The sequence below is a fragment of the Streptomyces sp. NPDC043861 genome, from assembly GCF_056435905.1.
This window is the reverse complement of the sequence record NZ_JBWKDP010000004.1, coordinates 1-12,550: the sequence shown is the minus strand read 5'-3', so window position 1 is coordinate 12,550 and position 12,550 is coordinate 1. Positions and strand designations below refer to the sequence as shown.

At 69.3% G+C, this 12,550-nt stretch carries 11 protein-coding genes and 1 rRNA gene; 8 read left to right on the top strand and 4 right to left on the bottom strand.

The window, feature by feature from the left end:
- Window positions 1-196: 196 nt before the first annotated feature.
- Complete coding sequence (locus AC068D_RS10820) at window positions 197-1,219, bottom strand: C40 family peptidase (RefSeq protein ID WP_478823115.1); 1,023 nt, start codon at window positions 1,217-1,219, stop codon at window positions 197-199.
- Between the two features lie 471 nt (window positions 1,220-1,690).
- Between AC068D_RS10820 and AC068D_RS10815 the strand changes: the two genes are divergently transcribed.
- Window positions 1,691-2,482, top strand: coding sequence for a thioesterase family protein (locus AC068D_RS10815; protein WP_478822642.1), 792 nt, complete (start codon window positions 1,691-1,693; stop codon window positions 2,480-2,482).
- A gap of 240 nt (window positions 2,483-2,722) precedes the next feature.
- Window positions 2,723-2,848 (top strand): hypothetical protein, encoded by a 126-nt coding sequence (locus AC068D_RS10810; RefSeq protein WP_478822641.1) that lies wholly within the window; start codon window positions 2,723-2,725, stop codon window positions 2,846-2,848.
- 81 nt (window positions 2,849-2,929) lie between these two features.
- Here AC068D_RS10810 and AC068D_RS10805 read toward each other — a convergent pair whose 3' ends face one another.
- A complete protein-coding gene (locus AC068D_RS10805; protein ID WP_478822640.1) occupies window positions 2,930-3,733 on the bottom strand; it encodes an SAM-dependent methyltransferase in 804 nt (267 codons plus the stop codon).
- 346 nt (window positions 3,734-4,079) lie between these two features.
- On the opposite strand from AC068D_RS10805, the gene AC068D_RS10800 reads away from it, so the two are divergent.
- The 6 genes from AC068D_RS10800 (at window position 4,080) to AC068D_RS10775 (ending at window position 11,458) form a co-directional block, all read left to right on the top strand.
- Window positions 4,080-4,388, top strand: coding sequence for a hypothetical protein (locus tag AC068D_RS10800; protein WP_142217964.1), 309 nt, complete (start codon window positions 4,080-4,082; stop codon window positions 4,386-4,388).
- Between the two features lie 231 nt (window positions 4,389-4,619).
- Window positions 4,620-5,441 (top strand): hypothetical protein, encoded by an 822-nt coding sequence (locus AC068D_RS10795; protein WP_478822639.1) that lies wholly within the window; start codon window positions 4,620-4,622, stop codon window positions 5,439-5,441.
- Window positions 5,431-6,765: a hypothetical protein gene (locus AC068D_RS10790; RefSeq protein WP_478822638.1), complete on the top strand. Its 1,335-nt coding sequence runs from the start codon at window positions 5,431-5,433 to the stop codon at window positions 6,763-6,765. The genes AC068D_RS10795 and AC068D_RS10790 overlap by 11 nt, the downstream gene beginning before the upstream one ends.
- Window positions 6,762-8,315 (top strand): SCO6880 family protein, encoded by a 1,554-nt coding sequence (locus AC068D_RS10785; protein ID WP_478822637.1) that lies wholly within the window; start codon window positions 6,762-6,764, stop codon window positions 8,313-8,315. The genes AC068D_RS10790 and AC068D_RS10785 overlap by 4 nt, the downstream gene beginning before the upstream one ends.
- 13 nt (window positions 8,316-8,328) lie before the next feature.
- Window positions 8,329-9,738 (top strand): ATP-binding protein, encoded by a 1,410-nt coding sequence (locus tag AC068D_RS10780; RefSeq protein WP_478822636.1) that lies wholly within the window; start codon window positions 8,329-8,331, stop codon window positions 9,736-9,738.
- Window position 9,739: 1 nt separating this feature from the next.
- Window positions 9,740-11,458 (top strand): type VI secretion protein, encoded by a 1,719-nt coding sequence (locus tag AC068D_RS10775; protein WP_478822635.1) that lies wholly within the window; start codon window positions 9,740-9,742, stop codon window positions 11,456-11,458.
- Here AC068D_RS10775 and AC068D_RS10770 read toward each other — a convergent pair.
- Window positions 11,448-12,014: a GNAT family N-acetyltransferase gene (locus AC068D_RS10770; protein WP_478822634.1), complete on the bottom strand. Its 567-nt coding sequence runs from the start codon at window positions 12,012-12,014 to the stop codon at window positions 11,448-11,450. The two genes, AC068D_RS10775 and AC068D_RS10770, sit on opposite strands and share 11 nt — an antisense overlap.
- A gap of 230 nt (window positions 12,015-12,244) precedes the next feature.
- A 5S ribosomal RNA gene (gene rrf / locus AC068D_RS10765) occupies window positions 12,245-12,361 on the bottom strand.
- Window positions 12,362-12,550: the final 189 nt, after the last annotated feature.

Genomic DNA, 12,550 nt, shown 5'->3' with positions numbered 1-12,550 from the left:
CGCTCCTGCCAGTCCCCCGTGGTCGGTGCGGTGTGCGGTGCATACGTGAGTGATGCTCCGCTCCAGGGAACGACGCGCCCCGCCGGTCCGTTCCACTCTCCACGGAACGATCACCATGACGTTATCGAAGAGTGATACATCGCCGCAGCTCAGGGCCCTGACTTAACGGAGAGTTCCGGCCATGACCGACACTCCGTCAGTCTTCCGTCATGGCACCGGCACGGGCCCTCGGCAGCGCCTCCGCCCCGTCCTTGGTCACCCTCGTCGCCCCGAAGTAGTCGGGCGTGTCGATCTTGTCGAAGCGGATCACGGCGCCGGTGTACGGCGCATTGATCATGTATCCGCCGCCGACGTAGAGCCCGACGTGCCGGATCGCCCGCGAGTTGGTGAGGTCGTCCGAGAAGAACACCAGGTCTCCCGGGAGCAGCTCGTCCCGTGAGGGATGCGGCCCGGCGTTGTACTGGTCGTTCGCGACGCGCGGCAGCTCGATCCCGACGGTCCTGTACGCGGCCTGGGTCAGTCCCGAGCAGTCGAACCGCCCGCCCTGTTCCGGCGTCCCGTTGCCGCCCCACAGATAGGGGGTGCCGAGCTTCTGCTGGGCGAAGTAGATCGCCCCCGCCGCCTGTCGAGACGGCGCGACCCGCCCCACGGGCCGCGCAAAGCTCTTCTCCAGCGAGCGAATGATCTTGACGTAGTTCCGCGTCTCCTTGTACGGCGGCACTCCCCCGTACTTGATGACCGCGTACGCCCCCGCGTTGTAGGCCGCCAGCATGTTGTCCGTCGGGTCGCCCGGCGCCTTCTTCACATAGCCGGCCAGCTTGCAGTCGTACGAGGCGGCCGACGGAATCGCGTCGGCGGGGTCCCACACGTCCCGGTCCCCGTCACCGTCCCCGTCGACTCCGTGCGCGGCCCATGTCCCGGGAATGAACTGCGCGATGCCCTGCGCGGCGGCCGGGCTCTGCGCCCGCGGGTTCCAGCCGCTCTCCTGGTAGAGCTGCGCCGCGAGCAGCGCGGGATTGATGGCCGGGCAGAGGTTGCCCCACTTCTGGACGAGCGGCTGATAGAGCGCCGGCACGGCCCCCTTGGCCAGGGCGACGGCCCCGCCCGCCCCGCTCCTGGCGATCCCCGCAGCGGCGGTGTAGGTGCCGACGACGAGCAGCGCGACGAAGCACAGGCACAGCCCGACGGCACCGCCGGCGACCAGCCAGGCCTTACGCACCGTCAACCACCCTCCACCGTACGGAAGTCCGCCCTGCGCCAGTGTAGGTGCGGGGCCCCCGGATCAGGGGTGGCCGCGTCGGCGGTGACGCGTACGCCGGCCCACATTGGCCGAACGCACGCCACCTGCTCCCGTCGGGCGCCGGGTCTCCCTCCTTGCTGCCTTCCTCCTCCTGCCGCCCGCCGCGTCGGATCCCGTGGATCGTCGGATCGCAGCAGCCGCATCACGCCACTGGGCACGGCAGCCATGGCGGTCGCAGCGGCCCGTCACGGCCGCACCGGGCCACGGGTGAATCCACGGTTGCGGCGTCGGGACGACCGGTCGGGGCGCTTTCGCGGTCGGAGCGGCCGGAGCGGTCACACCGTGTCACCGCGGGGGAACCGCAGGTCGCCGCACCGCAGACCCTGGCTCAGCCGGTTACCAGTGGGTAGCGTGTGCCCTACACCTGTCGACAGGGAGAGGCGGCCCGTCATGGCGGAACCCGAGGCGTTCTTCGAGCGGATCTCCGAGAACCGCTTCGCCCCGACCGAGCACACCCGCGGCCCGTGGGACGCGGACTCGCAGCACGCCGGACCACCGGCCGCGCTGCTCGGCCGGGCGCTCGAGGAGCGGCCCGGTGGGCGTACCGACATGCGCCTCGCACGGGTCACGTACGAGATCGTCCGCCCCGTGCCGATCCGGCCACTCGAAGTGACCACGACCGTCCTGCGCTCCGGCCGCAGCGTCGAGGTCGTCGAGTCCACCCTCGCGCCGGAGGGCGAGGCGCCCGTCATGATCGCCAGGGCGCTCCGTGTCCGTACCCTCGAGGAGCCCGGCCCCGCGGTCGCCCCCGGGCCCCAGGTGCCCTCGCCCGGCGAGACCGCCGACACGCCCTTCTTCGCCGTGCCGTGGGACGTCGGCTACCACACCGCCATGGACACCCGTTTCACCGAGGGAACCTTCCGGGAACAGGGACCCGGCACCTGCTGGATGCGGATGAGGATGCCACTCGTCGCGGGGGACGGGATCCGGCCCCTGGACCGTGTCCTGATCGCCGCCGACTCCGGCAACGGCATCAGCAACGTCCTCGACTTCACCCGACACGTCTTCATCAACGCGGACCTGACGGTCCATCTGCACCGGCACCCCGTCGGGGAGTGGGTCTGCGTCGAGGCACGCACGAGCATCGACCCGGCGGGCATCGGCCTCGCGGACTCCCAACTCCACGACGAGAAGGGCCCGATCGGCCGCGGCGCACAGAGCCTCTTCGTCGCACCCCGCTGAGCCTGCTCGCCCGGCCCACTGGGTCTGCTCGCCCCACCCTGCCGGGACCCGGCCTCTGACTCGACCTCTGACTGCGCTCTTCACCCCGGCTCCGGATCCCACGGCCCGGGGCCGCGGCCGGCCCTACCCCCGGGTAAGTGGTCTGGACCTGCGGCCACTACTCTGTGTTACGCAGCCAGGGAGGCTGTGCACCAACCCCGCCGACGACCAACGGCGGGGCGAGCAACACAGGAGAACACCATGGGAAACGTGGGGAACAAGGCCCGTCGCGTCGGCGATTCCGGGGGAACTGCCGCTGCGGTGATGGTCATCGCACTGATCGCCGTGGCGGTCGCACTGCTCGGTCTGATGACCGTCCGGGCGTGAGCCCTTGACCCGGCCGGCGGCATCGAACCCGGTGCCGCCGGCCGGGTGACTCCCGGACCGTGTCGTTACGGTCCTGCCGTCTCAGGGCTTGCGCCCCACTCCCCCGTACATCGCCACCTCTTCCGGCTCCTGCGGCTCGCCCGCATCCGGCCGCCAGCGATTGCAGGAGACGAGGCCCGGCTCCAGCAACTCCAGCCCGTCGAAGTAGCGCAGGATCCGTTCAGGCGTGCGCTGGGTCAGCCGGGGGGTGCCGTTCTCGTTCCAGAAGGCGACGGCCGCGTCCACGTCGGGCATCACCGGACTGGTGATGGTGTGCGACAGGACGAGATGACTGCCGGACGGCAACGCGTCCATCAGCCGGCGGACGACGTCGTACGACGCATCGTCGTCCTCGATGAAGATGACCACCCCGAGCAGCATGAGCGCCACGGGCCGGTTCAGATCGAGCGTGCGCCCGGCCTGCTCCAGGATCGCGTCGACATCACGCAGGTCGGCGTCGAGATAGTCCGTCGCACCCTCGGGTGAACTCGTCAGCAGTGCTCGGGCATGCGCGAGGACGAGCGGGTCATTGTCCACGTACACGATCCGCGACTCGGGCGCGACGCGCTGGGCGACCTCATGGGTGTTGTCGGCGCTCGGCAGACCCGTACCGATGTCCAGGAACTGCCGGATCCCCGCCTCCGCTGCCAGACGGCGGACCGAACGCCCAAGGAATCGCCGGTCCGCGAGCGCGTAATCCCCGATCCCGGGGTGCAGCTTCCGGATCCGGTCGCCGGCCTCCCGGTCGACGGGGTAGTTGTCCTTGCCGCCGGTCCAGAAGTTCCAGATGCGGGCCGTATGGGGGCGTGACGTGTCGATACGGGAGAGGTCCTGATCGTTGGCCATGCCGTCAACGTAGTCCAACCACCCTTACCCGCAGGGGTGTTGGAGCGATACACCCTGCCGAGCGGGAACGCCCGGTCCGGCCTCGGCGTTTTCGGCCCTGAGTGCCCCAACGACAGTCATTGCCCGGAGTCACCCTGCGTGATACACAGAGTGACCATGCGTAAGCTCGCACAGAACTGCCCGACCGCCGCCGCAGGTCAGCCGCACCGGTTCGGTCAACTGTGCGGGGATCGGGTAAAGAGACCAGCCAAGTCGGCGCACGAGACCGGTTCCATCAGCGAAGATAGAGCGTGACCCATGCCGAACGGCAAGGGCGTCGAAATACCCGACAGGGGCGGTGAGTTACATGATCCTGGCAGCCGAGAAGGGTGACATCACCACCATCATCGGTGGAATCGCCCCGAACTGGGGGCCTTTCGGAAGCCTTGGGAACGAGGCCCGCGTGATGATCGAGGTCGTGATGGCGGTCGCCATCCTGCTCTGCCTGGGCATCGCGATCTGGGGCGCGGCCAAACAGCGCATCGGAGCGACGGCCCTGCGCGACACCTTCAGTGCGGAACAGGGCAAGGGCCTGATCGTGGCCGGGCTGACCGGAGTCTTCATCATCGGGTCACTGGGGACACTCTTCACCATCGTGTACGGGATGGCCGTCTGACGCCTCTTCACCCGACTCCACCCGTCCCCGACACCATCCGCCCGTCGCGCCCACCGGCAGAGGTTGCGTCCCCCTGATGTCGAGTCACCACACCGCGCCCGCGCGGACACCAGCCCGGCTACCGTCGTACTACGGCCACGGCTGCGACAACGGGAACCACGGGCCGGGACAAGGACACGGGGACGGCGACCACGGTACGGAACCGCACACGGCTGAGGGGGCGTACGCGGTATGAGCTTCGGCGACGAGCACGACAGTGTCGGGGGCGCGGGGCAGACACGCACCCGCCTCCCGGAGACCGGCGGCAACGGCGACGGGTACGGCGGTGCGCGACGGCCGGTACGGGCCTCGCGCTCGCTCATCACGGTGGTCGGCGTCGTGGTCCTGCTGATCGCCGCGATCGCGTTCGCGAACCGCGGCGATGGCGCGGACACCCCGGCCACCACCGAAAAGGCCCAGGGTGCCGCCCCGACCGCGGCGACCGGGATTCGGCCCGTGACCGGCAAGACCGGGGAGATCCCGAAGGGGTACGCGAAGAACGAGCAGGGGGCGCAGAGCGCGGCATCCAACTATGCCGTGGCCCTGGGCTCCGTAGGCATGTTCCAGAAGGACAGCCGACACCAAATCGTGGATACGGTCTACACGTCCCAGGCGGCGGCCAAACTCAAGAGCCCGCAGGACTCGGCCTACTCCGCGGAGTTCCTCGCCAAACTGGGCTTGAACGCCGAGGGCGAAGCACCGGACGGCAGCACGTTCGTGTCCAGGACCATCCCTGTCGGAACCAAGGTGGAGAGCTTCGCAGGAGCCACCGCCAAGGTGTCGGTTTGGTACACGGGACTGATCGGCATGTCGGGCTCAGGGTCGACCGACCCGGTGAGCACGACGTGGAAGACCTGGACCTTCGAGCTGGCGTGGACGGACAACGACTGGAAGATCACGACCGACTCCCAGAAGGACGGCCCGGCGCCAGTGCCAGGCGACATCGCAGCGTCGAGCTCGGACGAGATCAGCAAGGCCGTTGAGGAATACGGAGGCTTCACTTATGCCCGGTAGTCCTCGGCATCGCCTCAGCTCGGCCGCCACCATGCTGGTAGCTGTGCCCACGGCGCTCATCATGCTCGCGACGCGCGCCGCCGCAGCCCCGTCGCCTACACCTACACCGAGCAATGACCCGTGCGACCTGCTGATCGGTCCAGCCAAGGAGTACTGCAGCAACGGCGAAGGCGCCTCCCGCCGCGCCCCCTCCCTCGACGACCCCACCACCCCCCTCGACCCCCTCGCGTCGCTCGCCAAGGGTTGTGCCGACGCCGCCGTGGCGATCATCGACGCGCTGTCGAAGGCCGTGAAGTCCACCGCCCAGGTGGATTTCACCAACGGCACCTTCCTCGCCCAGTACGCCGTCGTCTTCGCCGCCGCGACCTTCCTCACCCTCCTCCTCTGGCTGCTCGCCGTCGCCAAGCGCGCCATCCGCGGCGTACCGCTGGCCACCGCCATGTCCGAGGCGATCGGGTTCCTCTGGCTGACCGTCCTCGCGTCCGCCTTCACCCCGCTGATCCTCTATACGCTCGTCTCCGCGACCGACGCGATCACCGATGTCATCGCGCAGGGCACCGGCAGCCAGACGGACGTGTTCTTCGGAGGCTTCAAGGAAGCGATCCAGAAGGGCGACGGCATCGGCGGCGGACCGATCATGCTGATCATCGTGTCGCTCGTGACGGTGCTCGCGGCCGGTGTGCTCTACCTCGAGCTCTTCATCCGCGCCGTTCTGCTCTACGTCGGCGCGCTGCTCGGCGTCGTCGTGTACGCCGGACTCGTCGACAAGAACCTCTGGGGGCACGTACGCCGCTGGGCCGGGATCATGATCGCCGTGATCCTCGTCAAGCCGGTGATCATCATCGTGCTCGGCCTCGCCGGGGCGCTCGCCGGCGACGACGGGCCGGACTCGTTCTCCGCGGTCGTCACCGGCCTCGCGATCATCCTGCTCGCCATCTTCGCCTCAGCGATGATCTACCGCTTCGTGCCCGGGTTCGGCGACGAGATCGCCGCCTCCCGCAACAACCGCATCCAGAGCAGTGCGGAGAACAAGGCCGCCGCCGTCATCAGCTCACCCGCCGCACTCGTCTCGCAGGGAATCAAGACCCACTCGAGCCGCAGCCACCAGCAGGGTGACGGGTCGAGCAGCGCCCCGCGGCCCACGAGCCCCGTCGGCGGCGGGATGGCCGCGCACGGCTCCCGCGGCGCCGGTGACGGAGCCGTCCCCGCCCCCGCCTCCCCGCCACGTAGCGGCGGCAGCGGCGCCGGCGGTCCGAGCACGGGCACCCCCCACAGCAGCCGCAAGAGCACAGGCACAGGAAGCACAGGAGGTGGAGGGCGTTGACGACGCAGTCCCAGCCCATCGCGCCCCGCCGTACGTACCTCATCGGCCGGGCCAGGCCGAACGCGATCGTCGGCAAGAACCGCGAGAGCGGCGAGATCGCCCTGATCATCGCGGGGGCGTTCCTCGGCATGATGAGCGGACTGCTGGTCCCCGTCCTGTCCCTGCGGATCGTGCTGCTCACCGGCTTCCCGCTGCTCTCGCTGGCCGCCGTGTACGTCCCGTACCGCCAGCGCACCTTCTACCGCTGGTTCGAGATCAACCGCAGCTACAAGCGCACCCTGCGCCAGGGCACGGTCTACCGCTCCACCGCCATGGAGTCCGGCACGCGTATCGACGGCCGTGAGGTCGAGGTCGGGCCCCCGCCCGGCATCGGCAGGATCAACTGGCTCGCCGCACCCTTCGGACCGGACGAGATCGCCGTACTGCTCCACGCCGACCGCCGTACCGTCACCGCCGCCATCGAGATCGAGGGACCGGGCGTCGGGCTGCGTGACAGCGAGGACCAGGAGGCCCTGGTCGACCGTTTCGGCACCCTCCTCAAGCATGTGGCCAACGGCGACGGCTTCGTGACCCGTCTTCAGATGCTGGCCCGCACGCTTCCCGCGGACCCCGACGCCCATGCCAAGGACGTCGCCCAGCGCGGCGACGTATCCGCCCCCGGCTGGCTCCAGGACTCGTACGACCAGCTCCAGTCGATGGTCTCCACCTCGAGCGAGCAGCACCGCGCCTACCTCGTCGCCTGCATGCACTACAGCCGCGAACTCGCCGCCGAGGCCCACACCATGGCCCGCGCCGCCCGCCAGGGGGCCGGCACCAAGAAGCTCGACAAGGACGCCGGCCTCGCCGTCGTCATGGCCCGCGAGCTCACCGACATCTGCGCCCGCCTCGCCGAGGCCGACATCCGCGTACGCCAGCCGCTGGGCCAGGGCAGGCTGGCGTCCCTCGTGCACTCCATGTACGACCCGGACCACCCCATCGACCACATCCAGGCGATGACGAAACGAAACGCTTGGCCCGCCGAACTGGACGCGATCGAACCGACCTATCTCCAGGCCAAGACACGCGAGTCGTCCACCCGCGCCCCCTGGTGCCACGCCACCGCGTGGGTGAAGGAGTGGCCCATGACTCCCGTCGGCGTCAACTTCCTCGCCCCACTCCTCGTCCACACCCCTGATGTGATCCGTACCGTCGCCGTCTGCATGGACCTCGAACCGACCGAGGTCGCCATCGAGCGGATGCTGACCGAGAAGACGAACGACGAGGCGGAGGCGAGCCGCGCCGCCAAGATGAACCGCACGGTCGACCCGCGCGACATCGCCGCGCACGGCAGGCTCGACCAGCGGGGTGAAGATCTCGCCAGTGGAGCGGCAGGCGTCAACCTCGTCGGGTACATCACTGTGTCGTCGCGTACGCCCGAGGCCCTGGCCAGGGACAAGCGCACGATCAGGGCCTCGGCGGGCAAGTCGTACCTGAAGCTGGAGTGGTGCGACCGCGAGCACCACCGGGCCTTTGTGAACACGCTGCCGTTCGCGACCGGCATCCGCCGATAGGGGCCCTGATCCGATGCGAGATCCGCTGTCCGTCCTCACCGAGACCTTCACGTCGTTCCTCTTCGGGAAGGTCGAGACGACCCGGCTGCCCGTGCGTACGTCGACGGGCCAGGCCCAGGCCGTCTATCTGCCGACTGCAGCACCGGGACTCGGGGACTCGGGTGTGATCATCGGCCGCGAGGTGTACAGCGGAAAGGGCTACATCTACGACCCCTTCCAGCTGTACGGGCAGCAGCTGCCGGCCCCGCACTGGCTGGTCCTCGGTGAGTCCGGCAACGGCAAGTCGGCGCTGGAGAAGACCTACGTGCTCCGCCAGCTGCGATTCCGCGACCGCCAGGTGGTCGTCCTCGACGCACAGGGCGAGGACGGGGTCGGCGAGTGGAACCTCATCGCCGAGGAGCTCGGCATCACTCCCATCCGCCTCGACCCGATGGCCGCCCTGGACGGCGGCATTCGCCTCAACCCCCTCGACCCGGCCATCACCACGACCGGCCAGCTGGCCCTGCTGCGCACGATCATCGAGGTGGCGATGGGTCACGGGCTCGACGAGAGGTCGGGCTTCGCCCTCAAGGTGGCGCACGCGTACGTCAACGAGATGATCACCGACCGGCAGCCGGTCCTCACCGACATCGTCGAGCAACTGCGCCATCCCGAGCCGGAGTCGGCAGCGGCGATGAACGTCGACATAGACGACGTACGGGCCTGGGGCCTGGATGTCGCCCTCGTCCTGGACCGGCTTGTCGACGGCGACCTACGAGGCATGTTCGACGGCCCCACCACCGTCGGCATCGACCTCGACGCCCCGCTGATCGTTTTCGACCTGTCGCACATCGACCGGAACTCCATCGCGATGCCGATCCTGATGGCGATCGTGGGCGTGTGGCTCGAGCACACCTGGATCAGGCCCGACCGGAAGAAGCGGATCTTCCTCGTCGAGGAGGCCTGGCACATCATCAACAGTCCGTTCGTGGCACAGCTCTTCCAACGGCTGCTCAAGTTCGGGCGCCGGCTCGGACTTTCCTTCGTGGCCGTCGTCCATCATCTGAGCGACGTGGTCGACGGGGCGGCGGCGCGTGAGGCGGCTGCAATCCTCAAGATGGCCTCCACCAGGACGATCTACGCCCAGAAGGCGGACGAGGCCCGGTCCACGGGCCGGGTGCTCGGTCTCCCACGGTGGGCCGTCGAGATCATTCCCACGCTCACACCCGGTATCGCGGTCTGGGACGTCAACGGCAATGTCCAGGTGGTCAAGCACCTCGTCACGGAGGCCGAACGGCCACTGGTCTACACGGACCGCGCCATGACCGAATCCTCGGTGCCGGAGGACCTGCGGGCGGCGGAGTGGGAGACGGAGCAGCGCGCCGCCCTCATCGAACAGCAGCAACAGCGTCTGAGCGAGTCGCCCGAGTCGACGGTGGCGTGACATGTCCCGCGAGCTGCCGGGGCGCGTGGGCCCTCGCGAGGAAAGAGGCATCCCCGACGGCCTGTTGGTGGGTCTGCTGGCCTTCCTGCTCGGGCTGACGCTGCTGGTGTGGACGGCGACGGGCCTGGCCGGCCTGTTCGCGCACGGGGCATGGCCGGACGGGGTGATGTTCACGAACACCCCGCTGGCCATGCGCAGTCTGGCCTCGGAACCCCACGACCTGCCTGCCGCCTGGCCCACCACCCCACCCGCGCAGCTCTCCGGGTACGGACTCTTCTGGGGCCTGCTGATCGGCGAGCTGATGGTCCTGGTCGTGCTCACGGTCTTCGTGCTGGGGACGCTGGCGCGTTGGCGTGTGGTACGGGCGTCGCGGCCACGACCCGCAGGCGCCGGCCCCAGGAGGCGTACCTCGACGGCGGCAGCGGGCCGCGGGAAGGCCGGGCAGCCGGGCGTCGAACACGTCCTGGACACCGCCGCGCAGACGGTGCCGGACCGGCCCTCGGACATGACCACCCGTCCATCCGGGCCGGACGCCGACCCCGGGACAGAGGCGACGACGGGTCAGGCACCAGCCGAGGCCCGGGCGATGCCGACAGGAGGACCGGCACCGGCCACCGGTGGTGTCGCAACCGGTGCCTCGGCCACGAGCCGGACCGCCGCAGTTCCGGGATTCCCGGAGAGCCACGGCACCCCGGTCACCCCCGGCGCCCCGACCGCGACGTCCCAGCCGGGGACATCCGCCGCCGACGGCCTTCCCGTGGAGCGGACCGTCCCCGCCCCGCGAGGGCCCCTGGGGTCGGGCGTCGTCTACGGCGATGCCCCCTCCCGTCGGCCCTCCACCGTCCAGGCCGTCCGTGAGGCCGACGGCCCCGCACTCGTCGTCACCTCCGACCCCTCCGTGTGGGCGGAGACCAAGGACGCCCGTGCCAAGCTCGGCCCCGTCCTCCTGTACGACCCCTCGCATCTGTGCGACACGCCCGCCCGCCTCCACTGGTCGCCCTCCACAGGTTGTGAGGACCCCGACACCGCCGCTGCCCGCGCGGTCGCCCTGTTCGCACCCGTCCGCCCGCCCGCCCGTATCGACGCGGCGGTCGCCGACACCGCTGAAACGCTCCTGCGCTGCTGGCTGCACGCCGCTGCCGTGGACGGCCGCCCCTTCAAGCAGGTCCACCGCTGGGCGCAGGGCGGCGGTGCCCATGAGCCCGTACGCATCCTCCGTACGCACCCCAGGGCGGCGTCCGGGTTCGCCGGTCTCCTCGAGTCCGCGCTCACCGCTCATCCCGAACGGCGCGAAATCGCACAGGAACTGACGGCACGTACGCTCGCCGCGATGGCATCGGTTCATATCCGCGACGCTTGCACACCAAATCGAGCAGATTCGCTCGCGTGGGAATCTTTTCTGGTCGAGGGGGGCACTCTTTATGTGGTGGGTGACCCTATTGAGGATCCCCGCACCCGCCCCGGGGCAATGCCTCTGCTGACCGCCGCCGCATCGAGCGTGGTCGAGCACGGCCGCCGCATGGCCGCACGGTCATCCGCCGGCCGGCTCGACCCACCACTCACCCTCGTCCTCGACGATGTCGCGGCCGTGGCGCCACTCCCCCTGCTGCCCGAGCTGCTGACCTCCGGCGCCGATCAGGGCATGCCGACCCTGGCCCTGCTGCGCTCCCGCGAACAGGGCCGGGCCCGATGGCCGGGACAGAGCGTCATCACGGGCTGAGCACGGCCCCGCGCGGCAGTTCGAACTCGACCTCGATCGCGGTCGGATCACCGGGCACGGGAGCGGTCACCCCGCTGGGCACGAACCCGATCCGCCGGTAGAAGGCCTCGGCCCGCACATTGCGCTCGTGCACATACAGCCGCACCCGTTCGATGCGCGGGTCCTCCAGCGCCCAGGACCATTCGATGGCCGCCCCGAACAGCTCATCGGCCAGCCCGTTCCCCCGCGCCTCCGGCCGTACGAAGACACCGACCAGATGGGTCTGCTCGACCACCGCCGGCGCCCCGAATCGGGCCTCGTCCTGGGGCCGCTCGACCAGCACACTGACCGTGCCCTCCCAACGACCGTCTGGCGCCTCGGCTATGAACTGCGTGCTCGACACTCCTTCCGCAGCCGCGCCCGTACGCTCGCGCCAGAACTCCGGGGACCGTCCGAGCCCCTGCTCGTACGTCTCGAGGAAGGCAATGGGCGCGGCAGGGTCCTGAAGTGCGGCCAGCCGGATGTCCCGGGCCTTTTCCCATTCGTCGGCGCGTACAGCGCGAATAGAGTGCTCCATACACCGATCCTCACGGGCCGGGCCTCGCAGGTCAACGCCTTTCCCTCCGATGCCTTTCCCTCCGATGTGCGTCGGCCCGATGTGCGTCGGCAGAACCGTCGCTGCCGTGAGTGTCCGAACAACCCGGGTGGGCAGCATACGACCTGAGTCCCGTGGGGTTTTTGGGGTGGGGTGGTGGTGAACGCAGAAAAGCCCCGGACCATAAGGTCCGGGGCTTTCCCGAAAGAATTGTTCGGCGGTGTCCTACTCTCCCACAGGGTCCCCCCTGCAGTACCATCGGCGCTGAAAGGCTTAGCTTCCGGGTTCGGAATGTTACCGGGCGTTTCCCTAACGCTATGACCACCGAAACTCTATGAAGATGTGGAACCCGGCCGACCAGCACTTCCCGCACCGATGATGGTGGTGGTGTGTGGTCTCGGCGTGTTCGTTACTTCAGAACTAACACAGTGGACGCGAGCAACTGAGGACAAGCCCTCGGCCTATTAGTACCAGTCAGCTTCACCAGTTACCTGGCTTCCACATCTGGCCTATCAACC

What these genes read in the sequence shown, in the direction of transcription:
- AC068D_RS10775 (WP_478822635.1), top strand. Translation starts at nt 9,740, where the DNA reads ATGTCCCGCGAGCTGCCGGGGCGCGTGGGCCCTCGCGAGGAAAGAGGC.
- AC068D_RS10805 (WP_478822640.1), bottom strand. Translation starts at nt 3,733, where the DNA reads ATGGCCAACGATCAGGACCTCTCCCGTATCGACACGTCACGCCCCCAT.
- AC068D_RS10770 (WP_478822634.1), bottom strand. Translation starts at nt 12,014, where the DNA reads ATGGAGCACTCTATTCGCGCTGTACGCGCCGACGAATGGGAAAAGGCC.
- AC068D_RS10815 (WP_478822642.1), top strand. Translation starts at nt 1,691, where the DNA reads ATGGCGGAACCCGAGGCGTTCTTCGAGCGGATCTCCGAGAACCGCTTC.
- AC068D_RS10790 (WP_478822638.1), top strand. Translation starts at nt 5,431, where the DNA reads ATGCCCGGTAGTCCTCGGCATCGCCTCAGCTCGGCCGCCACCATGCTG.
- AC068D_RS10780 (WP_478822636.1), top strand. Translation starts at nt 8,329, where the DNA reads ATGCGAGATCCGCTGTCCGTCCTCACCGAGACCTTCACGTCGTTCCTC.
- AC068D_RS10810 (WP_478822641.1), top strand. Translation starts at nt 2,723, where the DNA reads ATGGGAAACGTGGGGAACAAGGCCCGTCGCGTCGGCGATTCCGGGGGA.
- AC068D_RS10795 (WP_478822639.1), top strand. Translation starts at nt 4,620, where the DNA reads ATGAGCTTCGGCGACGAGCACGACAGTGTCGGGGGCGCGGGGCAGACA.
- AC068D_RS10800 (WP_142217964.1), top strand. Translation starts at nt 4,080, where the DNA reads ATGATCCTGGCAGCCGAGAAGGGTGACATCACCACCATCATCGGTGGA.